Annotated in this window: 18 protein-coding genes and 2 pseudogenes; 7 read left to right on the top strand and 13 right to left on the bottom strand. The window is 57.9% G+C overall.

Going from position 1 to position 20,851, the window contains the following annotated elements; translation table 11 throughout:
* Positions 1–146 precede the first annotated feature (146 nt).
* Positions 147–1,253: a diguanylate cyclase domain-containing protein gene (locus ACN1C3_RS22195; RefSeq protein ID WP_419117893.1), complete on the top strand. Its 1,107-nt coding sequence runs from the start codon at positions 147–149 to the stop codon at positions 1,251–1,253.
* Positions 1,246–2,184 (top strand): iron-sulfur-binding ferredoxin reductase, encoded by a 939-nt coding sequence (locus ACN1C3_RS22190; RefSeq protein WP_419117892.1) that lies wholly within the window; start codon positions 1,246–1,248, stop codon positions 2,182–2,184. Before ACN1C3_RS22195 ends, ACN1C3_RS22190 begins: the two co-directional genes overlap by 8 nt.
* Before the next feature lie 106 nt (positions 2,185–2,290).
* Here ACN1C3_RS22190 and ACN1C3_RS22185 read toward each other — a convergent pair whose 3' ends face one another.
* Positions 2,291–3,592, bottom strand: coding sequence for a hypothetical protein (locus ACN1C3_RS22185; protein WP_419117891.1), 1,302 nt, complete (start codon positions 3,590–3,592; stop codon positions 2,291–2,293).
* 139 nt (positions 3,593–3,731) lie between these two features.
* Here ACN1C3_RS22185 and ACN1C3_RS22180 point away from each other — a divergent pair.
* Positions 3,732–3,974: pseudogene (locus ACN1C3_RS22180) on the top strand (enoyl-CoA hydratase-related protein); the annotation flags it as partial.
* Between the two features lie 55 nt (positions 3,975–4,029).
* Here the strand turns inward: ACN1C3_RS22180 and ACN1C3_RS22175 are convergent.
* From ACN1C3_RS22175 to pyk, 4 genes and pseudogenes are all read right to left on the bottom strand, one after another.
* Positions 4,030–5,328, bottom strand: coding sequence for a delta-60 repeat domain-containing protein (locus ACN1C3_RS22175; RefSeq protein ID WP_419117890.1), 1,299 nt, complete (start codon positions 5,326–5,328; stop codon positions 4,030–4,032).
* A gap of 255 nt (positions 5,329–5,583) precedes the next feature.
* A pseudogene (locus ACN1C3_RS22170) lies at positions 5,584–5,721 on the bottom strand (hypothetical protein); the annotation flags it as partial.
* A gap of 13 nt (positions 5,722–5,734) precedes the next feature.
* Positions 5,735–7,000: a delta-60 repeat domain-containing protein gene (locus ACN1C3_RS22165; RefSeq protein ID WP_419117889.1), complete on the bottom strand. Its 1,266-nt coding sequence runs from the start codon at positions 6,998–7,000 to the stop codon at positions 5,735–5,737.
* A 194-nt stretch (positions 7,001–7,194) separates the two neighbouring features.
* Entirely contained in the window at positions 7,195–8,646 is a 1,452-nt protein-coding gene (pyk, locus tag ACN1C3_RS22160; protein WP_419117888.1) for a pyruvate kinase, read from the bottom strand.
* Between the two features lie 176 nt (positions 8,647–8,822).
* Here pyk and ACN1C3_RS22155 point away from each other — a divergent pair, with 176 nt between their 5' ends.
* Both ACN1C3_RS22155 and ACN1C3_RS22150 read left to right on the top strand, forming a co-directional pair.
* On the top strand, positions 8,823–9,197 hold the full coding sequence (locus tag ACN1C3_RS22155) for a tetratricopeptide repeat protein (RefSeq protein WP_419117887.1): 375 nt from the start codon (positions 8,823–8,825) through the stop codon (positions 9,195–9,197).
* A 227-nt stretch (positions 9,198–9,424) separates the two neighbouring features.
* Complete coding sequence (locus ACN1C3_RS22150) at positions 9,425–9,784, top strand: PilZ domain-containing protein (protein WP_419117886.1); 360 nt, start codon at positions 9,425–9,427, stop codon at positions 9,782–9,784.
* Positions 9,785–9,970: 186 nt separating this feature from the next.
* On the opposite strand, the gene ACN1C3_RS22145 is transcribed toward ACN1C3_RS22150, so the two are convergent.
* The 7 genes from ACN1C3_RS22145 to ACN1C3_RS22115 form a co-directional block, all read right to left on the bottom strand.
* Complete coding sequence (locus ACN1C3_RS22145) at positions 9,971–10,342, bottom strand: DUF6124 family protein (protein ID WP_419117885.1); 372 nt, start codon at positions 10,340–10,342, stop codon at positions 9,971–9,973.
* Positions 10,343–10,712: 370 nt separating this feature from the next.
* A complete protein-coding gene (locus ACN1C3_RS22140; protein ID WP_419117884.1) occupies positions 10,713–12,044 on the bottom strand; it encodes a DUF58 domain-containing protein in 1,332 nt (443 codons plus the stop codon).
* Positions 12,045–12,155: 111 nt separating this feature from the next.
* A complete protein-coding gene (locus ACN1C3_RS22135; protein WP_419117883.1) occupies positions 12,156–13,178 on the bottom strand; it encodes an AAA family ATPase in 1,023 nt (340 codons plus the stop codon).
* Complete coding sequence (locus tag ACN1C3_RS22130; protein ID WP_419117882.1) at positions 13,175–14,338, bottom strand: DUF4350 domain-containing protein; 1,164 nt, start codon at positions 14,336–14,338, stop codon at positions 13,175–13,177. The genes ACN1C3_RS22135 and ACN1C3_RS22130 overlap by 4 nt, the downstream gene beginning before the upstream one ends.
* A 2-nt stretch (positions 14,339–14,340) precedes the next feature.
* Positions 14,341–15,873 carry a DUF4129 domain-containing protein gene (locus ACN1C3_RS22125; RefSeq protein ID WP_419117881.1) on the bottom strand — a complete coding sequence of 511 codons (1,533 nt, stop codon included), beginning with the start codon at positions 15,871–15,873 and terminating at the stop codon, positions 14,341–14,343.
* Positions 15,860–16,840: a stage II sporulation protein M gene (locus ACN1C3_RS22120; RefSeq protein WP_419117880.1), complete on the bottom strand. Its 981-nt coding sequence runs from the start codon at positions 16,838–16,840 to the stop codon at positions 15,860–15,862. The genes ACN1C3_RS22125 and ACN1C3_RS22120 overlap by 14 nt, the downstream gene beginning before the upstream one ends.
* Complete coding sequence (locus ACN1C3_RS22115; protein ID WP_419117879.1) at positions 16,837–17,562, bottom strand: RDD family protein; 726 nt, start codon at positions 17,560–17,562, stop codon at positions 16,837–16,839. The genes ACN1C3_RS22120 and ACN1C3_RS22115 overlap by 4 nt, the downstream gene beginning before the upstream one ends.
* Before the next feature lie 180 nt (positions 17,563–17,742).
* On the opposite strand from ACN1C3_RS22115, the gene sbcB reads away from it, so the two are divergent.
* On the top strand, positions 17,743–19,170 hold the full coding sequence (gene sbcB / locus ACN1C3_RS22110; RefSeq protein ID WP_419117878.1) for an exodeoxyribonuclease I: 1,428 nt from the start codon (positions 17,743–17,745) through the stop codon (positions 19,168–19,170).
* Positions 19,171–19,265: 95 nt separating this feature from the next.
* On the opposite strand, the gene mvaT is transcribed toward sbcB, so the two are convergent.
* A complete protein-coding gene (gene mvaT / locus ACN1C3_RS22105) occupies positions 19,266–19,643 on the bottom strand; it encodes a histone-like nucleoid-structuring protein MvaT (RefSeq protein WP_419117877.1) in 378 nt (125 codons plus the stop codon).
* Between the two features lie 351 nt (positions 19,644–19,994).
* Between mvaT and purU the strand changes: the two genes are divergently transcribed.
* Entirely contained in the window at positions 19,995–20,843 is an 849-nt protein-coding gene (gene purU, locus ACN1C3_RS22100; RefSeq protein WP_419117876.1) for a formyltetrahydrofolate deformylase, read from the top strand.
* The last annotated feature ends 8 nt before the right edge of the window (positions 20,844–20,851 follow it).

Below are 20,851 nucleotides of genomic sequence, written 5' to 3'. Positions count from 1 at the left end.
AGTACACCCGTGAAATTTCTGGAGCACGCGATCCTGCCGGTCATCCAAAAATTGAATAGTCATTTTTGGGCCACGACACTAAAGTGGCACGAGGCCTGTAGGGTAGGAAACCCGGTTCAGCCTCCTTTTGCACAGTGAGTCAAAGATTGACCCATAAAGCCATACAGAGTCTGTTGCTCAAGCGCTTTACCCTCGCGGCGGGTACCTATGCTCTGGCATTGCTGCTGCTGTGGCTGGCCATTCTTAGTGGCCACTATCGTGCCTCAATGAGCAGCGCAGTGATTGCTACGGTACTGGTGGTGCTCAGTCAAGCGACCTTGTTCGCGGTTTTTCTCAGCGGGCGCAATCTGCGTTTTACCGACCCCAGCCTGACTGAACTGCAAATAGTACTGGGCCTTGGCTGGCAAACCTGGTTCATCGCCCAGCTCGACATGGCTCGCGGCGCGTTCCTGGTGTTCTACGTGCTGATCCTGCTGTTCGGTCTGTTTCATTTACCGCGCCGGGCATTCATGCGCTGTGCGGCGCTGGTTTTTTTCAGTTTCGCCGGAATCAATCTCTGGGAAGGCTACCACTTCGAGTTGGCCGATCCCGCGCTGGCGGCGCTGCAGGTCTGTGTGTTGTTTATCGTTCTGGTGTGGCTCACCTTTTATGCCAGTTACGTCCAGACTTCCCGCCAGCGCATGCGTCAACGGCGCTTCGCGTTGCAGGCCCATCAGGACACCCTGCGCGGGATGATGCGCCAGCTCGAAGACCTGGTGGCCACCGACGAACTCACCGGCCTGTTCAACCGACGGCATTTTCTGAGCCTGGCCTCCCGCGAATTGCGCAGCATGGACGCCGATGTGATCCACGGCCTGGCGCTGATCGATCTGGATCATTTCAAACGAATCAATGACCTTCACGGGCATGCGGCGGGTGATCAGGTGTTACAGGCATTTGCCGCCGTTGCCACCGCCTGTCTGCGCGATGGCGATGTGCTGGCCCGTTATGGCGGTGAGGAGTTTGTCGTGTTGTTGCCCGATTGTGACGCCGAGCGCCTGACCTCCTGCTGCGAGCGTCTGCGCATTGCGTTCACCGATGTCGAGTTGGTCGGTCTGAGCGTGCAGGGCCTGAGCCTGTCGGCGGGGATGACCTTGCTTGAGCTGGGTGGTGATCTGGATACTGCCTTGCAGCGCGCGGATCAGGCGCTTTATCGCGCCAAGCGAGACGGCCGTAACCGTTGTGCGGCGGCCTGGGAAAACGTCGATGCCTGAGTTACGGGTGGGTGAACGACAGTGGTCGGTGGCAGCGGGGAGCAACCTGCTCGACGCCTTGAACCAGGCCGGTGTCGCCGTTCCTTACAGCTGTCGCGCCGGCAGTTGCCACGCGTGCCTGGTGCACTGCGTTCAAGGCAGGCCCAGCGACAGCCGACCCGATGCGTTGACCGATGAGCAACGTCAGCGCGGCTGGCGGTTGGCCTGCCAATGTCAGGTCGTCGAGGATTTGCAGATCGAAACCTTCGACCCTGTGTGCGATGGTCTGCCGGCTGAGGTGGTGGGTGTCGATTGGCTGTCCATGACGGTACTGCGCCTGCGTTTGAAACCCGAGCGACCCTTGCGCTATCGGGCCGGGCAGCATTTGGTGTTGTGGACGGCCAGTGGTGTGGCACGGCCCTATTCGCTGGCCAGCTTGCCGGAGGAAGACCGCTTCCTCGAGTTCCATCTCGATTGCCGCCAATCCGGTGAATTCAGCGACGCGGCCCGTCAGCTCAAGATCGGTGATCCGATCCGTCTCGGCGAACTGCGCGGTGGTGCACTGCATTACGACCCGGACTGGCAAACCCGGCCGCTCTGGCTGCTGGCGGCAGGCACCGGTCTTGGGCCGTTGTTCGGCGTGCTGCGTGAGGCCTTGCGTCAGGATCATCAGGGTGCCATCCGTGTTATTCACCTGGCCCATGATGCCAGCGAGCATTATCTGGCCAAACCCTTGACGGCGCTGGCTTCAAACCGTCAAAACCTGACGATTGAGCTGCTGACGGCGGCCGAGTTACCAACGGCTTTAGCGCAACTGCGGCTTGTTTCCCGGCAAACCGTGGCCTTGCTCTGCGGAAGCCCCGACAGCGTCGACACCTTTGCCCGGCGTCTGTACCTGGCGGGGTTGCCGCGCAATCAACTGCTGGCCGACGTGTTCGTGCCCCGTGGGTGAGCGATTCACCATGACTTGAATCAGAAAGTAAAAAGCCCCGCCATTCATATGACGAGGCTGTGCGGTTCTCAGCGCAGGAGCCAGGTATCAATACCAGGATCCAGACTCAGCCTTGAGTTGAGCCATGATAACGAAGCACACACGCCTTGTAGCCGGCCAGGCCTTCAGTGCGAATGTGGCCGCCAATAGTGATTTTTCCATCCTTCCTTAACGCTACACAGTTAGTCGCTATCGTTGTCGCGTCCGGCTGGGTGAATGCCCAGCCTTTGCCGGCGAAGCCGAGATCAAACCTTGAGTCGATCAATCGTGCGACAACGGCGCCTGAACCCTTGGCAGACTTGGCGCTTCCAACGACCACAAGCTTGCCGTCGGGTTGCATCTTGCCGTCGCGCCAAGAGGTTGGAAGACTGTCAACTTGGGTAAGCAAGGGCTTGCCCTCGTTGAACTGGATGTTTGGCTTACCGTCAGGCTCGATACTGATCAAGAGACCCTCATCGGAGTGCGAAGCGCCGATGCCAAGCACTCGCCCATTGTGTTGGTGAATCAATCGGAGCAGGTGGGCGCTCTTCGACATCGGAACCTGGATGAGGACAAACCCTTTACCACCGAATGAAGTGTCAAGGTTGCCGTCGACGTTATAGCGGACAAACAGGGGGACCCTCGCTGACGATTCATCTACCACAGCGCCGCACGCCATCGGTTTGCCGCCCTCATCCACCATGCAACCGTATATCCGGATATTGGCTGAAGTCACACCGGGGAGAGTGACTTGAACGTAGCCTGTTTGATTGAACGTCTCGTCAAGTGAGCCATCGCTATTGAATCTGAACATCAGTACTCGCCGTTCCCAAGAGCGCATAACGTAAGTCTGGACGACGAGTATTTTTCCGTCCGCCTGCAGCGTGCTGCTTTCAATGTCTTGAAAATCCGCCGTCTCGTCAGGCGATGATGGACGATCTCCTGATTCGGTTTCTACAGGTCTGTTTCTGTGAATGATGTAGCCGTTGGTTCCAAACGTGGTGTCTATCGTGCCATCAGCAAAAAAACGCGCCAGGGACGGTTGGTCAGGGGTGAGACCGGTTAACGCTATGAGCAGGAACCGACCGTCATCGAGCGTCAGAATGGATCTGCCGACAGCTCTCGTCTCTCCGGGAAAACTGCCGACGACAAAACCATTACTACCAAAGCTTGGGTCGGGCGATCCCTCATCGGTCAAGCGGGCAATAATAAAATCCCTGGTCGATTGTCCGGTGGCGTACACCGCATTATCCGGGGCATCAGCGACGCCGTAGATGATTGTGTCACCCGAAGCTTGCGCAATCGTCAGGGGAACAATGCCAGTGCCATCAGGCCCGAAACTTTGATCAAGATTGCCGGGTGTATTTGTGGTTGACGGGTCAGTGTGCATATCGAAATTCCTTGAGGATATGGATATCTGGAGACCCATTAATAATCCGGCGCGATTCGCCGAGTCTACTGTCATAGTTGACAGTGGATTGTTTTTATGATCTGTGCTTTGTTGTTTGCGAGATGAATAAAAGCCCGCCATTCTCCCCGACAGGAAAAACTCCCTGCCCCGTGCCATGTACAGCCGCTTGGCCGAAGCGCTGAAACAGGCCGACACCGACCCGGAAATCAACGCGGTGCTGATCACAGGCACGGCCGAGTGCATTACTGCCGGCAACGACATCGCCGACTTCATCCAGCAACCGCCGAGCAACCTCGACAGCCCGGTGTTTCATTTCACGGTGCGCTCGCCGGAAGCGATTGCGGCGTTGTCAGCATTTGTCCGTCGCTAGAAGGGCAACCCTTCGCCAGGCGAAAGGTTGCCTTTGAGGGGGCCGTCTATTCCTGGGTGTCGTTCAGGAAGCGGGCGATGAGGGCCGCATTGCTGAAGGGGCCGGAATTGCCGACTACCAGTACCTTCCCATCCTTCTGTAGGGCCATGGCGTTAGCGATCGTGTAATGGTTCTCGAATTGGGTAGAACTCCAACCTTTTCCGTGGCCAAAGTCGAGATCCAGGGTTCCGTCAATCAGGTAGCGAGCGACCACGAATGAAGGCAAGCCGCCTGTCGATCCCATCCTCCCGGACACGATGATTTTCCCATGGGCCTGCCCAACACCATAAAGCAGGACATTGCTTCCTTCTCCAAAGGATTGAAACAGTACCTTGCCCCCATTGAATGTTGGATCGAGTTGGCCGTTCTCGGTGAAACAGGCCAGCACGCCATGGCGTGGAGATAACCCCCAACCTGCAGCAAGAACACCCTTCTCGGAATGCTGCGTGAGCTTTTCGAACGTGAGCTCGGACCCAGCAAGCAGTGCGAACCCGTTGATGGCGAACTCTTCGTCGAAAGTGCCATCATCATTGAGGCGAGCCACCATGCCATTGCCTTTAAGCGTTCCGCACACGGTGATTTTTCCGTTCCGCACCAGAACGTCGTTGATGATGCTATTGCCCCAATGCTGATTGGTAACGGCTACATAACCGGTTTTGTTGAAGCTGGTATCAAACGAACCGTCACTGTTGAGCCGAATCAGTACCGCGACCTTGGCTATCCAGATCGGCATGTAAATTTCTGTGACGACATAGATTTTGCCATCGGCCAACGTGCAGTGGCCTGAGCCGCTATCACTTGCGGTCACCACCTGCTCCGGCCCCAGCCCAAGGCTTTGCGCAAGCGTTGAAGGCAGTTTGATCGTCAGGCGGCCGTTATCACCGAAGCTGTTATCCAGGCGCCCGTCAGCATGAAGGCGCGCCAGCAGGCTCTCGCCGTTTTTCGTATTCACGCTGCACAAGAGTATTTTGTCCTCTCCCTCGTGCTTCAGAAAAAGGATCTGGCGCACATGCGCGTCCTGTGTCGGTGCGAAAGGCACGATCACAAATCCATCATTGCCGAACTCAGGGGCTGGGGTGCCATCCTTCCGGAGGCAGGCAAGACCTGCCTTGTGTATAAGTTCATCACCTTCGGCGTCGACGGCTCCGCCAACGTAGATTCTGCCGTCAGGGCCTTCGGCGATGCATTCGCCTGAAGTATCGCGGGCATTGGGTAAGGACAGAATCACCTTGCCGTCGTGTTGCGCACCAAAGCCAGGATCAAGATCACCAGCGGCGCGAGGGGTAAGTGTTTTGTCTGTGGTCATTTCTCTATTCCTTTAGCCAGAATTGGTTTTCCGTCAGCTGCTGCCAATGACGGGCCGCAAAAGCCAAGCGTAAAAAGCCTTGATGACAGCGATAGCAGCAAAGGGCGAAGTCGATTAAGCGAGTTTGGCGGGCGGTCTGTCTACTGTCAGAACTGACAGGTGGAAACGTGCCTCAGGCCTGTTCTTCCTTGATTTGAAACGAAAAAAGCTCCGCCGTGTGAACGGCGGGGCTTTTGCGTTTCAGCGGTCTGAAACTCAGACCATTGGGTCGCCGACGTGCAGGATCTTCATGCCATTGGTGCCACCCGTGGTGTGGTAGTTGTCGCCTTTGGTCAGGATCACCCAGTCGCCTTTCTCGACGGCACCGAGTTTGAGCAACTCGTCGATCGCGGCATGGTTGATGTCCTCAGGCCTGATAACGACTCACTGACGGTTTGCTGTCTTTTCGGCCTGCGATAACAATTTGGGTATCCGTCTGGACGACTGCGCTTGTTGTGTAATTAGGCGTTCCTGGCTCTGAGGGGTTTGACAAACCAGCTGTGCCAAAAGTCGGATCCAGTGTCCCGTCTTTAGTGATACGGCCGACCAAGCTTAGCCCGCGCGTATTTAGCTCACCTGCCACGATGATTGATTGTCCAGAATCCAAGTCTCCTGAGTTCAATTGCAAGCTCGTTAACGGACGATCAATGGTGAGGGGGAGTCCGTTATTAAAGGTGCTATCGGTTTTTCCATTGGGCAGGGTTCTTGTCACATAGCCCTTGCGAGAAGAACCTGTAGTGGGAACTCTGCCGATGGCGACAGGTTTTTCGTCTGATTGCAGGAGAAGCTTGCTTAGCGTTAATGGGGCAGTGTCTGATTTAAGTTCAGCCAAACCATCCTCCCCGAAAGAAGTGTCGGTCTTCCCGATATTGGTGAAACCGGCCAAAAAGCTTTGAGTAGCTGTTGTTCCCCCAACAATGATTCTGCCGCTGGTTTTTTGAGTGACCAATCCAATGGAGGAGGTGGGTTGTCCATTGAGTTTGAAGAAGGCATAACCTTGACCATTAAAGGTGGTGTCCAACTCTCCAGTCGATGTCAGTTGAATCAACAAGCCCCAATCACGGTATGGCGCAATCGTGTTGTTGCTGCAAAAGAGGATCTTTCCATCCTCGTTCGTTTCTACCACCGCCAGATTACCGATAGCACTCGTTTGTTGTAGGTACGGGGCTGAAGTGTTTCCGGCGGTGGGCGGTTGTTCTCTGAAAGAGAACACTCCACTGACACCAAAAGTGAGATCAGGAGAGCCATTGACGTTGAAACGCGCTGCGGCAGGGTAGGAGTTACCGCCGATACTTCCTTCTTGAGCATGACCTGCTACAAAAATCTTGTTGTCACTCAGCACTGTGATGCTCGCGGGGACTGAACGGGTTGAAGTGTTCCCGAAACCCCAGCGCGAGTAGCCTGTGGTACCGAACGTGGGGTCCAGTACGCCGTCCTTTTCGAGGCGGAAAAGTATGAAGTCGCTTGCGGTACTGATGACACCAATGATTTTGCCTTGATCAGCCCCTGGAGCTTTCAAGACGGCGAGGGCCTTTACCTCGCTTCCTTCCAGCAACGTTGTGCCGTTATCACCAAAGCTTGCGTCCAGTTCGCCTGACTTGCGTGGTGATTGAGAGGTGTTTTGAGTCGACATGGGGTGTCTCCCTACAGTGTGATGAAATGCTCCGGCCCCGTGTCGATCAGGGGCAGGTCATTCAGCCTGTAGAGAAACGAACTGGGAACTATCAGAACTGCTAGGTAGCTGATGGCCGCTATCTGGTGTATGAGTCCAATTAATGCAAAAGGCCCCGCAGCGTGAGCTGCGGGGCCTTTTTATTAGCGTCCGACTCAGACCATCTTGTCGCCGACGTGCAGGATCTTCATGCCATTGGTGCCACCGGTGGTGTGGTAGCTGTCGCCTTTGGTCAGGATCACCCAGTCGCCTTTCTCGACTACACCGAGTTTGAGCAACTCGTCGATCGCGGCCTGGCTGACTTGCTCAGGCGGCAAGGATGCCGGATCGAACGGTACGGTGTAGACGCCACGGAACATGGCCGCGCGGGCCTGGGTTTCGCGGTGCGGGGAGAACGCGTAGATCGGGATGGAGGAGCGGATCCGCGACATGATCAGCGGCGTGTAGCCACTTTCGGTCAGGGAGATGATAGCTTTCACACCCGGGAAGTGGTTGGCCGTGTACATGGCCGCCAGGGCGATGCTCTGGTCGCAGCTTTCGAAGACCTGACCGATGCGGTGGCCGGAGGTTTTGCTGGTCGGGTGCTTTTCAGCGCCGATGCAAATCCGTGCCATGGCCTGGACCGCTTCGAGCGGGTAAGCGCCGGCAGCACTTTCGGCCGAGAGCATGACCGCGTCGGTGTAGTCGAGCACGGCGTTGGCTACGTCGGACACTTCAGCGCGGGTTGGCATCGGGTTCTGGATCATCGACTCCATCATCTGGGTCGCGACGATCACCGCTTTGTTGTGGCGGCGTGCGTGCAGAATGATCTTCTTCTGAATGCCCACCAGCTCCGCGTCACCGATTTCCACACCGAGGTCACCACGGGCAACCATCACCGCATCGCTGGCCTGGATCAGACCGTCGAGGGTTTCGTCGTCGGCCACGGCTTCAGCGCGTTCGATCTTCGCGACCAGCCAGGCAGTACCGCCGGCTTCGTCGCGCAGTTGGCGAGCGTATTCCATGTCGGCAGCGTCGCGTGGGAAGGACACCGCGAGGTAATCGACTTCCATTTCTGCGGCGAGCTTGATGTCAGCCTTGTCTTTTTCGGTCAGGGCTGGAGCGGTCAGGCCACCGCCGCGACGGTTGATGCCTTTGTGGTCCGACAGCGGGCCACCGATCAACACGGTGCAATGCAGCGCATCATCGGTTGCTGTGTCGACGCGCATCACTACACGGCCATCATCGAGCAGCAGTTCGTCACCGACGCCGCAATCCTTGACCAGGTCTGGGTAGTCGATACCGACGACTTCCTGGGTGCCTTCGGTCAGCGGATGGCTGGTGGAGAAGGTGAACGTGTCACCGACTTTCAGCTCAATGCGCTTGTTGGCGAATTTGGCGATACGGATTTTCGGGCCTTGCAGGTCACCCAGCAGCGCGACGAAGCGGCCGTGCTTGGCAGCGATGGAGCGCACCAGCTTGGCGCGAGCTTTATGCTCGTCGGGGGTACCGTGGGAGAAGTTCAGCCGGGCGACGTCCAGGCCAGCCAGAATCAGCTGTTCGAGAACTTCCGGCGAGTTGCTGGCAGGGCCAAGGGTAGCGACGATTTTAGTACGACGTACGGACATGCAGAGACTCCTGAGTTCAAGCGCAACGAGAGGCTACTATGGTCCGAAGTTGTAGTCATTGTTCGTTTGCACTACTTATTTTTTTGTTTTTTGTTTGTTTCTTGAACCTATCATCACAGGCAGCCTGAAGATTTCCGCCAATGGGTCGATACAGTGCTCAAGACAGGAGATCCCCCATGCGATTCGTGCTCATTGCGGCCCTTGCCCTCAGTGTTGTTGGCTGCACCCGTTGGTCGATGGACCATCATTTGAATAACGCCTACCACGCTTATGACCGTGGCAATTGCGAGCAGGTGATGCTCGAGCTGTCCAAAGTCGACCGCGAGAGCCGTTCGCGGCGCTATATGCAGCCGGAAGTGTCGATGATGCGTGGGCAGTGTCTTGAGCGTCAGAAGCTGTTCATCGATGCGGCGCAGACTTACCAGTTTCTCATTACGCAGTATCCGGACAGCGAATATGCATTCCGCGCTCGCGCCCGTCTGGAAACCTTGCAGTCACTGGGCCATTACCCAACCCGCAGCGCCGCGCAGGCACGTCCGAGCGTCTACTAATGACAGCGGCCATTTAATCGGGCTGACGGTCAGCATTGAGCTAGTATTCGAATACGTAGTTTTAGAAGGTGCAACCTAAAACACGTAACACTTGGGAGTGGCAGAGAAACAGTGACAGGGCCAAGGCCGCTGGCACACCGCGACCGAGGAGAGCGTGCCTGCTCGGCAGGTCCGTTCCGAAGCACTAGTGCGGCCATGCTTAATGGCCTTTTATAGCGATACTCAGCATGTTCACCGACCGCCGGATCGAGCGGCATCAACTGCCGTATTTTTTAAGGGTGTTCAACAGCATCACCGACAAGCCCATTGGCTTTCTGGGTAACGTTTCCGAAGACGGGCTGATGCTGATCAGCCAGTTACCGATGATGATCGGCGCCGACTTCGAACTGCGCCTGAAGATTCCTGTCAGCGACGGTTGCCAGCAGGTAATCGATTTCACGGCCTGTTGCCTGTGGTGCCATGAAGACGCGACGCCGCACCACTACGATGCGGGTTTTGTCGTGCTTAAGGCACCGGTTGAATATGGGCAGTTGGTCAGCGCCTTGAAGCAATATTTCAGTTTTCATTCGTTGTCGGCTTCGGCGTGAGGGCCGGGTCCGTTGACATTGGCTTGGGCGGGTGTTGATCATTCGGCCGCTATCGCGAGCAAGCCCGCTCCCACATTAGGTCTGCTTAGGTCACACCATAATGGCCTTACACAGATCCAGTGTGGGAGCGGGCTTGCTCGCGATGGGGTCTTTCATTCAACAATTGCTTGCCTGACAAACCGCGCCCTACACCTTCACCGATTGCTCGCGATCCATCATTTTTTCGACCAACAACAACCCCAACTCCATCAGGCTATAAATCGCCAGGGCGAGGTTGCGGTGCTTGCCCTCCAGATCATCGGACAAATCCAGGGTCAGGGAGCTGGCCGAGCAAAAGGTTTCATAGGCGTGGGCCAACAAGGCTTCGGGGTTGATGTCCGGGGCGACGGTGAAGATCTGCGGCGGACGGTCGTCGCTTGCGCGTGGCTTGTCGGATGGCGGCGGGGTCAGGTAGTGATCGAGGGGCTGGTGTACGGCCTCGTGGAGCTTTTTTGAGTCGAGGGTTTCTTCGGGAGAAACGGTTGGGGTTTCGGGCGGATTGGGGGTGACTTTGAACATGTTTGGTGCTCCTTGAGTGGAGCCGCAACCACCTCGCTACTAAACGAAGGGGTGGCGGCTGTACGCAGGTTAGTAGACCGGGGAGTCACCATTACCGGCGCGCCGAAGCGCCCTGCGCACAGCCACCATCAAGTGCAGGAATAGGGAATACCTGACTGAATGATGCTTGTACACCGTAATGACAACCTCCGGGCTACTAAACCCGATCGCTGATGGGCAGCGACTGGAGAACCTTAGTAGCGTGGGGCAAGGTGCACAAGCGGGGCGATTCTGGGGGATGTGTAGGCAATGGCGCAAGTTAGTGTAGTCAGTGTAAAGTTTCGAAATAGATGCCTACGACATTAATAGTTGCCGTGCAGGGCTTAACCCGTTAAAGCACGCCAGCCTTCTTCCAGCTCAAGTAACGCGTCACCAGTTCGGCGCCCAATTCACTGGGCCGCGCATCCAGTACCGGAACGCCGTGAGCGGTCAATCGTTCATGAAGCTCGGCCCGTGCATTCAAATAATCGACTGTGCCGCAGTAGGCCAATGCTTCGGACAAGGTTTGCACGGGCGCTTGCCGAACAACGTCTAATACTTCCTCGCGCAGGCTGGCGACCAACACTCGATGTTGTCGGCTCAGGCGTTTGACGGCGGTCAGCAATTCGTCGTCGTCTTCATCCCGCAGGTTCGTCACCAAGACCACCAGCGCCCGGCGTTTTTGTCGGGCCAGCAGTTGGTTGGCGGCGGCCTGGTAATCGGCGGGGCGTTGGCTGCTGTCGAGGTCGTAGACGGCGTTGAGCAGGACGTTGAGTTGGCCGCTGCCTTTGACCGGGGCGAGGTAACGCGGTTGCTCGCCGGCAAAGGTGCTCAGGCCCACCGCATCGCCCTGGCGCAAGGCGACGTAGCTGAGCAACAGGCAGGCATTGAGGGCCTGGTCGAAGTGCGCCAGCTCAACGTCCTGGCTGCGCATGCGGCGGCCGCAGTCGAGCATGAAAATAATCTGTTGGTCGCGTTCGTCCTGATACTCACGGGCAATCGGTGTGCGCTGACGCGCGGTGGCTTTCCAGTCGATCTGCCGCAGGCTGTCGCCTTCGCGAAACTCGCGCAGTTGGTGAAACTCCAGGCCCAACCCGCGACGTTGACGCTGGCGTACGCCGAGTTGGCTGAGCCAGTTGTCCACGGCCAATAGTTGCGCGCCATACAAACGGGCGAAATCAGGGTAGACGCGGGTGCTGTCGATCAGGGTCAGATAACGTCGATCAGACCACAAGCCCAGTGGGCTGGGCAGGTTGATTTCGCAGCGTTCGAAGCTGAAATGACCGCGCTTGAGCGGGCGCAGGCGGTAGCCGATCTGGCTGTGTTGGCCAGGCTGCAGCTCGACCGATTGCGGCAGGTTCTCGAAGCTCAGACCGTCTGGCACGTGGTCGAACAGGTGTACGTTCAGCGGTTGGCGATAGTCGTGTTGGATATCCAGACGTACTTCGCCCCAACGCCCTAGCGCCAGGCTGCCGGGCATCTGCCGTTGCAGGCGCGGCGAGGGCAGGCGTTTGAGCCTGAACGCATCGAGCATTGCCAGGAGCAGGAGGGCCAGCAGCAGTCCCCAGTTGATGGACTGGATGTTTTGCGCCACGTCGACCCCAAGCGCTCGGAATGCACCCAGCACAATGCCAATGCCCAGCAAAACGCCGAGCCAGATCAGCAGCAGGCGGGTGGGTTTCATGGGCAGAGAGGACTCATCATAAGGTTGCCCACCTGTTTTCAAGGCGCACGCACTGTGGCGAGGGAGCAAGCTCCCTCGCCACAGGGGGGTAGTCGATCCAGCTGGAGGTATTCACAACCGTGGCGCCGGGACTTGGTCGAGCAGTTGCTTGAGCACTTGATCGACCTCAAACCCTTCGATATCCAGCTCCGGTGCGATGCGCACGCGGTGGCGCAGTACGGCCAGCGCACAGCCTTTAATGTCATCCGGGATCACAAACTCACCGCCACGCAGCAAGGCTCGGGCCCGTGCGCCGCACACCAGCGCAATCGAGGCGCGAGGCCCGGCACCGAGGGTTAAACCTGGCCAGCTGCGGGTGGTGCGGGCTAAACGCACGGCGTAGTCGAGCACCTGTTCGTCCAGCGGCAAATCGCTGGCGATGCGTTGCAAGGCCAGTACATCCTTGGCTTGCAGCACGGTGCGCAGCGGTTGTACGTCAAGCATGTCAGCCCTGGTCGAACGGCTGACCTGACGAACCATGTTCAATTCCTGGTCGGCATCCGGGTAGTCCATGCGCACTTTGAGCATGAAGCGGTCGAGCTCGGCTTCGGGCAGCGGGTAGGTGCCTTCCTGTTCGATGGGGTTTTGCGTGGCGAGCACCATGAACGGCTGGCCGATCGGCAGCGCGCGACCTTCGAGGGTGACCTGACGCTCTTGCATGGCTTCGAGCAGCGCCGCCTGGGTTTTTGCCGGGGCGCGGTTTATCTCGTCGGCCAGCAGCAGGTTGGTGAACAGCGGGCCTTTACGCAGCTTGAACTGCTCGGTTTGCATGTCGTACACCGCGTGGCCGGTGACATCGCTGGGCATCAGGTCCGGGGTGAACTGGATGCGCGCAAAGTCACCGCCGAAGCAACGGGCCAGGGCGCGGACCAATAAGGTCTTACCCAGCCCCGGCACGCCTTCGAGCAGCACATGGCCGCCGGCAATCAGTGCTGTGAGTACGTCATCGATGACCGCGTCCTGGCCGATCACGGCTTTTCGCAGCTCATAGCGTAATGCCTGAGCCAGTTGACTGGCTCGCTGACGCTGCTGAGCGGCGTGCGCCTGCGGGCTGGCAGGCTCGAAATGACCCACATCCTTCGGTTGTTCACTCATAAGGCATTCCTGAGGGTTTGCAACTGGGCCACCTGACGGCTGAAGTCAGCGCTGGAAAGCTGTTGTCTGGGGCGTGGGCTGAGTGCCTGGCTGATTGCACGGGTGGGTTGGCGGGTCAGGCGCGCGAGCACCTGCCATTGTTCGGCAACGCCGAGTCGTTCAAAGCCGGGGTGGCGGCGTCGTGCGCGGCGCAGGATGTCCTGCTGCAATCCGTGCAACAGGCTGGCCTGGCCACTGCGTCGCAACAGGAAATCAGCACTGGCGCGCAGGTGTTCCTGGAGCTGTCGGCGGGCCTTGGGTGCTGGCGATTGCACGGGGCCACGGCGCATGGCGACGTGCCAGATCCCAAGACCGGCCAAGGCCGCGAGCGCGACCAACGCTTGAGGGAAATAACGCCGCAGCAAGGTCAGCAGGTCGTCGTGTTCAGTATTGAAGAGCAGGGTCACGCCGGTGTCCGAGTACAGGTACCAGAGCAGCCAGGCATTGTCGTACTTGCCGATGTTCGGGTTTTTCCAGAGCTCGGCGTCGGTGACCACGGTGATCGAACCCAAGCCATAGCTCAGCTGCATCATGTGGGTGCCCAAGGCGCTGTTGGCCCACGACTGGGCGAGGTTTTTCGGGTCTTCGAGATGAAATTCGGTGTCGAAGCTGGCGTAGGCCGGCGCCTCTTCGTCTTCGAGATAGAGCTTGGTCAGCTTGGGGTAGGGGTCCTCGCTGGATTTGGGGGGCGGGCCTTTAAGGTCTTTGCTCAGGAATTGGTGCAGCTGCACGCGGTCGAGCAGCAGGTCACCACTGCTGCCCGTTTCCTCATTCCACAGCGCTTCGGCGACAAACAGCAATCGCCCGCCGGCCCGGGCCCAGTTCAGCACCTGATTGACCTGACGCTGACTCATGTTTGACCTGTCGCCCAGCAACAACAGGCTTTGCTGGCGTGGCTCCAGAGTCGGCAGGATATCGAGGCTGTTGGCGTGGGCGACCTGCAAGCCTCGCCTGCGCAGAAAATGTTCGGCGGCCAGGTACGGATTGGCTTGGGCTTCGGGAGAGGGACCATGATCGATCACTTCCTGATAAGGCTCGGCGTTCAGGTAAACATAGGCACCCAGTGCTACCAGCAAACCGCTGATGAGCAAGCCGATGAGCAATATCAGACGACGGTTCATCGCTACGACCCCGCGCCGAACAACTCACGCCAGCCGTCACAGAGTTCCTGTTGCAGATGCGCAGGGGGTAGCTGGTGACCGTAAGCCAGGTTCTGCCAGTGCAGCGTCAGGCGGGTGCTGAAGGCTTGCAGGTCCGGTTGTTGCAGAGACTGGATGCGCTCCAGCACCTGGCCTTCGGTGTCGGCGGCTTTCAGCGGGACGTGAAAGTCATGCAGCAAACGGCTGAGCAAGGCTCGATACAGCAGGCCAAGGGCTTCGCGAGGTTGGGTCTGCCAAAGACTTTCGGCGCTGGCGGCAACATCGGCGGGCAGGGTTTGGAGGCTGACGTCCAGGCCGAATAGTTGCGCAGGGGCAGAGCGCGGGATCTGGCTGCGCAGCACCGGGCGGAGACTGACAAATGCCCGCAACCATTCGCGATAACGCCAGAGCAGCAAGGCAACGGCTCCGATGACGCTGGCCCAGAGCAGAACTTCTATGACCTCGGCCAGAGTGCCAAAGCTGCGGCTATCGAACATCCCGAAAAGCGTTTTCAGCCATGCAGGTGATTCTGTGTTGTCGGCAGGTGATGGTGCGTCTTCGCCGAGTCGATAACGGGTGACGGTTTGCGGATTCGTGAAGGGCGGCTTGTCGAGAATGGTTTTGATGCTGTCCTTGGCGGCCTGGCTGGTCAGCGGTTGTTCGAGCAGGCGCGGGCTGTCTGGAGCGCTGGGTGATTCGCCGGCCCATGCCGGCTGCGCGATGGGCAGCAGCATCAGCCCGGCCAGCATCAAGGTGACAGCGGCGCCGCTCAACCGCTGGCGCAGCCGCCGGAAGATCAATTCGATGTCCCAGGCTTCGAGTACGGTGCGCCGGTTGAGGTACAGGCTGAAGCCGCACGCAACATAGATGGGTTCCCAGACAATCAGCACCACGACGTAGAGGGCATTGAGCAAGTGTTCCAGCCACAGCCAATCCTGCTGGGCAGCGGCGATCAGCGTTTGCCAGCTCCAATCGAGCTCGATCTGTTGCGGCAGGAACAGGTAGAACAGCACCGTCAGTCCGATCCACCAGGCCATCTCCAGATGGGCGCCGATCACGGTCAGCCAACGTGCAGCGCCGCTGTTGCGTTGTTGCAGTACCAGCAATCGTTGCTGTCGGGCCTGACCGCTCAGCCCTTCAAGCTGCACGACGGGCATGATGAAACTGCGGCTCAGGCTCAAGCGGCGCCAGGTCAGGCTGGCCAGCAGCTGCGGTTTGAGCAGGTGTGGCCATTGGATTAGCGCCTGCTTCACGCTTGGGGTTTCACCGAACAGGGCTTTGGAAAGGATATACAGCGGCAGTCGCTCGAACGCCGGTTTCAACCACCAGAACAGCAGCAAGGCGATGTTCGGTGAGTCCCAAAGCAGCAAACTGAGCAGAGCAAAGATCGGCAGGGTGATAGCCGCCCAACTCGTCATCAACAGACGTCGATGTTGCTGGCTCAGCAGGACGCCCAGATCCATGGCTTCCCAGGCTGTACGTGGGCGGATGACCACACTGGCATCACTCAGGCGCATGGGGCGTACGTCCGGCAAACATCAGGTAAGCGGCCATCAGCAACCAAAGAGCGGCGCCCACCAGATATTTGATCAAGGGTGCGGGCTCGGTCATCGAGGACCAATAGGCTTCTATAAAGGCAGCAATCACCAGAAACAGCATCACACCGCAAATCAACTGCACACTCTTGCGCGCCGCCAGTCGCAGGGCCTCACCGCGCGTCAGGCGCCCGGGTGCGATCAATGCCCAGCCCAGTTGCAGGCCCGCCGCGCCGGCCAGGGTAATGGCGCTGAGTTCGAATGCACCATGGCCGATGACGAATGACCAGAAGGATTCCCCATAGCCGATGTGCGTCAGGTGGCCGGCGATGGCGCCGATTATCAGGCCGTTGACGATCAGGAAAAACACGCTGCCCAAGCCAAACAACAAACCACTGGCGAAGGTCTGAAAGGCGATGCCGATGTTGTGCATGATGTAGTAACCGAACATCGCCCAGTCTTCACTGGACGCCCGTTCGGCCGTGCGCCCCAGGTGATGGGCCGTGGGGTCGTACATGCTGTGCATCTCGGACACCTGCTCGGCAGACACCACACTGTAGATCAGCCCCGGGAACAGGTAGACCAGAATGCCGATGCCGCTCAGGCTGCCGAAAAACAACAGACTGGCCACCCACACAAAACGCCATTGTTCGCGGACCAACCGTGGGAAGTCGGCAAGGATGAAACTCAGCAAATTGGCACCCAACTGACTGCGGTGACGGTAGAGCTGTTGATGACCACGTAATGCGAGTTGTTGCAGCGGGTCGATCAGGAAACTGCTGTAGCCGCGTTCCTGGGCCAGGGCCAGATGCTGACACAGTCGTCGGTAGTCCTTGGGGAAGCTTGCGCAGTCATCGGCTCGCGCTTTGCCATGCTCCAGCTGTTGCAGGCGTTGGGCAAATTGGTCCCATTCGGGTTGATGGCGACTTTCGAACAGGCTTTGCTTCATATCGGCCCCAACAAGCCGCGCGCGATACCGTTGAGTTCGGCGACAGCGCCCGGTGGTGATACGTGCAGCGGTTCGGCAAGGATGGCGGCGAGCTCATGGACTCGCTCATCGGAGAGTTCGCTCTGGCGTTCGGCAAAGCTCAATATGGCGCGTTGTTCATTCAGGTTGAGGACAAAGGGAGGCCGTAGCGGTTGAGCGAGGGGAAGTTGCGGGCGAGCCACTGGCTGTTCGCGGTAGATCACCAGCGTGCCGGCTGCCAGGTCACCGAGGCGCTTGAAGGTGGGGTGTTGCAAGCAACTGAGGGCCCCAAGGACGTAGCCCAAAGGCAGCATATCGACAACACGCAGTAGGTTGCGGGTCAGCGAGGCGACCCAGCCAATGGGTGTGCCGTCGTCATGGACGACTCGCAATCCCATTAACTGTTTGCCCGGCGATCGGCCCTGGTTGAGCACTTCGAACAGCACCATGTACCACCAGCTGATGCCAAACAAAAGGATCGAGCCTAGCCCAATGCCGAGCTCTCCCAGAAACCCCAGGGCAATGAACAGCAGGGCAAGAATCAACCCGCGAATTCCCAGGTCGATGGAGAAGGCCAGCGCTCGGGGCATCAGGCCGGCTGGACGTAGCGGCAGGTCGATGCCTTCCGGCGTCTCGACTTGATACCGAGTGTCCAGTGGCGGGTGCAGCAGCGCTTTGCGTGGCAGTGCTGAAGTCTGGATCATGGGCAACTTGATTGGTGGCCTGAGGATCAATACTCGTTTGATGCTAGCAGTGTCCGAGGGCCAAACCACATAACTATGTATGACAAACAATTCAGCCGGTAATGATTGAATGCAGACATCGCTGGTCGGGCCAACCTATGAGCGCCTAGACTTTGCCGGTCTTTAGATCAGGAATAGCCCGTGACCTCCATCTTCTGGTACGACTATGAAACCACCGGCATCAATCCGCGCTGCGACCGACCGTTGCAAGTTGCAGGGATCCGCACCGATGCCGAGCTCAATGAAATAGGTGAGCCAGTCAATCTCTACTGCCAGCCGAGCGACGACATCTTGCCGCACCCGGCGGCCAGCATGATCACCGGCATTACCCCGAGCCGCCTGGCTGAACAGGGCCTGAGCGAAGCCGAGTTCATGACCCGGGTTCACGCGCAACTGGCGGCCCCCGGTACCTGTGGCGCCGGTTACAACACCTTGCGCTTCGACGATGAGATGACCCGCTACAGTCTGTATCGGAATTTTTTCGACCCTTATGCCCGCGAGTGGCAGGGCGGTAACAGTCGCTGGGATCTGATTGATGTGGTTCGCGCAGCCTATGCACTGCGCCCGCAAGGCATTGTCTGGCCTGAAGAGGACGGCCGCGTCACCCTGAAACTCGAGCGCCTGACCGCTGCCAATGGCATCGACCATGGCCAGGCTCACGATGCATTGTCCGATGTGCGGGCGACGATCGCCCTGGCACGGTTGATTCGCGACAAGCAGCCGAAGCTGTATGACTGGCTGTTCCAGTTGCGCAGCAAGCAAAAGGTCATGGACCAGATAAAACTGTTGCAGCCGATGATGCATATTTCGGGGCGGTTTTCCGCTGCCCGACATTACGTCGGCGTGGTGCTGCCGCTGGCTTGGCACCCGCGTAACAAAAACGCCCTGATCGTTTGCGATCTGCATCTGGACCCGCAGGGGTTACTGGATCAGGACGCGGAAACCTTGCGTCAGCGGCTATATACCCGTCGCGATGATCTGGCGGAAGGCGAGTTGCCGGTTCCGCTCAAGCTGATTCATATCAACCGCTGTCCGGTAGTGGCCCCATTGTCTGTATTGCGGGCCGAAGATCAGCAACGCCTGCAATTGGATATGGCGCTCTATCAGGCCAGGGCGCTGCGGCTAAGTGACTCACCAGAAGTTTGGCGAGATAAAGTCCAGGCTATTTATGCCAGCGAGGACTTTGCCCCCAGCCAGGACCCTGAGCAACAGTTATATGATGGTTTTGTGGGGGACCGGGATCGTCGTTTATGCGAGCAAGTCAGGACCGCTGACCCTGCTCAGTTAGCACAACAACAATGGCCGTTCGATGATGAGCGTTTGCCGGAATTATTATTCCGCTACCGCGCTCGTAACTTTCCAGACACCTTGAATGATGAGGAACGGGCGCGCTGGCGATTATTCTGTCAGCAACGTTTGTCAGCACCTGAATGGGGCGCTCCAAATACCTTGAGCGCTTTTAATGAGGCCGCCGTCGAATTAACGGCAAGTGCTACACCGGTTCAGCGTCAGGTGCTCAATGAGTGGAGTGATTATGCTCAGTCGTTGCGCAAGCGTTTGAGCCTTTGAGATCAGTGAGTTCTTTTGCCTGAATCGCAGGCATAAAAAAACGCCAGCTAGCTGGCGTTTTTTTGGTCGCAAACAGGCTGCGACGGGTGTTTCACTTAGCCCAACAGGGTAGCCCAGCCTTCAACCACGTCACCGCCCCACTTGGCTTTCCACTCTTTCAGAGTTTTGTGGTTGCCACCTTTGGTTTCAATGACTTCGCCATTGTGCGGGTTTTTGTATTGTTTAACCTTGCGAGCACGTTTGGTGCCGGTAGTTTTCACGACGCCACGTGGAGCTTTGCTGGTTTTGGATTCTGGGTCCAGCAGCGCAATGATGTCGCGCAGGGATTTGGAGTATTCGCCCATCAGGGTGCGCAGTTTGCCTTCGAATTCCAGCTCGGTTTGCAGTTTGTCGTCTTGGGACAGATTCTTCAAACGGGCTTGCAGCTCTTTAATAGCTTCTTCGGTGGCGCGGTATTCGTTGATCAAGGACATGAGGACTACCTTATGTTGGGCGCTGGATGACAAGGTTACAGTGCCGCAATAATAGGCAGACCGTTTCAGCAAGTAAACATATAAGCAGACTTTATTTATTTTAATAAGACGGTTTAGCGAAAAAGACTCCACGGCTCAGTTAAATAGTGTGATGACGTCATCACCGATAGTCACAATAGAAATCTTACGCAGTTGTAGGAAAGGTCCTTACAGGTCTTGGGCATAGCGCGAGGGCGACGCGCAGGTAGTCGGCGTCTGACGAGCCCATAGAACAAAGCGTCAGGAGTACTGCAGTTTTGCCGCGCAATGGCTAGAATGGCCGCCTTTGCGAAGTTCTGGAGTTTCCCCCTCATGCGCACTTTTCGGTTGGTGATTGCTTGCCCAGACCGCGTCGGCATCGTTGCTAAAGTCAGTAACTTTCTGGCGTCCCATAACGGTTGGATCACCGAAGCGAGCCATCACTCGGACAATCTCAGTGGTTGGTTCTTCATGCGTCACGAGATTCGTGCCGATTCGCTGCCCTTTGGACTTGAGGCTTTTCGCGAGGCGTTTGCGCCGATTGCCGAAGAGTTCTCCATGGACTGGCGGATCACTGACACCGAGCAGAAAAAGCGCGTGGTGCTGATGGCCAGCCGCGAGTCCCATTGCCTGGCTGACTTGCTGCACCGTTGGCACAGTGATGAGCTGGATTGCGAAATTTCCTGCGTTATTTCCAACCATAATGACCTGCGCAGCATGGTCGAGTGGCACGGCATTCCTTATTACCACGTGCCAGTGAATCCGCAGGATAAAGAGCCAGCTTTTGCCGAGGTCTCGCGTCTGGTCAAACAGCATGACGCCGAAGTCGTGGTGCTTGCCCGCTACATGCAGATCCTGCCGCCCGAGTTGTGCCGTGAATATGCCCACAAGGTCATCAATATTCACCACAGCTTCCTGCCGTCCTTTGTTGGTGCCAAGCCGTATCACCAGGCTTCCATGCGCGGCGTGAAGCTGATTGGCGCGACCTGCCACTATGTGACCGAAGAGCTGGATGCCGGCCCGATCATCGAGCAGGACGTGGTGCGTGTCAGCCACAGCGACAGCATCGAAGACATGGTGCGTTTCGGCCGTGACGTTGAGAAGATGGTGCTGGCTCGCGGTCTGCGCTACCACCTGGAAGACCGGGTGCTGGTGCATGGCAACAAAACCGTGGTGTTCTGATGATCGTT

The organism is Pseudomonas sp. H11T01, assembly GCF_048515765.1.
Taxonomy (GTDB): domain Bacteria; phylum Pseudomonadota; class Gammaproteobacteria; order Pseudomonadales; family Pseudomonadaceae; genus Aquipseudomonas.
This window is presented reverse-complemented; position numbering and strand designations above follow the sequence as displayed.

What these genes read in the sequence shown, in the direction of transcription:
- ACN1C3_RS22145 (WP_419117885.1), bottom strand. Translation starts at nt 10,342, where the DNA reads ATGTTCAAAGTCACCCCCAATCCGCCCGAAACCCCAACCGTTTCTCCC.
- pyk (WP_419117888.1), bottom strand. Translation starts at nt 8,646, where the DNA reads ATGTCCGTACGTCGTACTAAAATCGTCGCTACCCTTGGCCCTGCCAGC.
- ACN1C3_RS22135 (WP_419117883.1), bottom strand. Translation starts at nt 13,178, where the DNA reads ATGAGTGAACAACCGAAGGATGTGGGTCATTTCGAGCCTGCCAGCCCG.
- ACN1C3_RS22185 (WP_419117891.1), bottom strand. Translation starts at nt 3,592, where the DNA reads ATGCACACTGACCCGTCAACCACAAATACACCCGGCAATCTTGATCAA.
- ACN1C3_RS22165 (WP_419117889.1), bottom strand. Translation starts at nt 7,000, where the DNA reads ATGTCGACTCAAAACACCTCTCAATCACCACGCAAGTCAGGCGAACTG.
- ACN1C3_RS22175 (WP_419117890.1), bottom strand. Translation starts at nt 5,328, where the DNA reads ATGACCACAGACAAAACACTTACCCCTCGCGCCGCTGGTGATCTTGAT.
- purU (WP_419117876.1), top strand. Translation starts at nt 19,995, where the DNA reads ATGCGCACTTTTCGGTTGGTGATTGCTTGCCCAGACCGCGTCGGCATC.
- ACN1C3_RS22125 (WP_419117881.1), bottom strand. Translation starts at nt 15,873, where the DNA reads ATGCGCCTGAGTGATGCCAGTGTGGTCATCCGCCCACGTACAGCCTGG.
- ACN1C3_RS22190 (WP_419117892.1), top strand. Translation starts at nt 1,246, where the DNA reads ATGCCTGAGTTACGGGTGGGTGAACGACAGTGGTCGGTGGCAGCGGGG.
- ACN1C3_RS22150 (WP_419117886.1), top strand. Translation starts at nt 9,425, where the DNA reads ATGTTCACCGACCGCCGGATCGAGCGGCATCAACTGCCGTATTTTTTA.
- ACN1C3_RS22120 (WP_419117880.1), bottom strand. Translation starts at nt 16,840, where the DNA reads ATGAAGCAAAGCCTGTTCGAAAGTCGCCATCAACCCGAATGGGACCAA.
- mvaT (WP_419117877.1), bottom strand. Translation starts at nt 19,643, where the DNA reads ATGTCCTTGATCAACGAATACCGCGCCACCGAAGAAGCTATTAAAGAG.
- ACN1C3_RS22140 (WP_419117884.1), bottom strand. Translation starts at nt 12,044, where the DNA reads ATGAAACCCACCCGCCTGCTGCTGATCTGGCTCGGCGTTTTGCTGGGC.
- ACN1C3_RS22115 (WP_419117879.1), bottom strand. Translation starts at nt 17,562, where the DNA reads ATGATCCAGACTTCAGCACTGCCACGCAAAGCGCTGCTGCACCCGCCA.
- ACN1C3_RS22130 (WP_419117882.1), bottom strand. Translation starts at nt 14,338, where the DNA reads ATGAACCGTCGTCTGATATTGCTCATCGGCTTGCTCATCAGCGGTTTG.
- ACN1C3_RS22155 (WP_419117887.1), top strand. Translation starts at nt 8,823, where the DNA reads ATGCGATTCGTGCTCATTGCGGCCCTTGCCCTCAGTGTTGTTGGCTGC.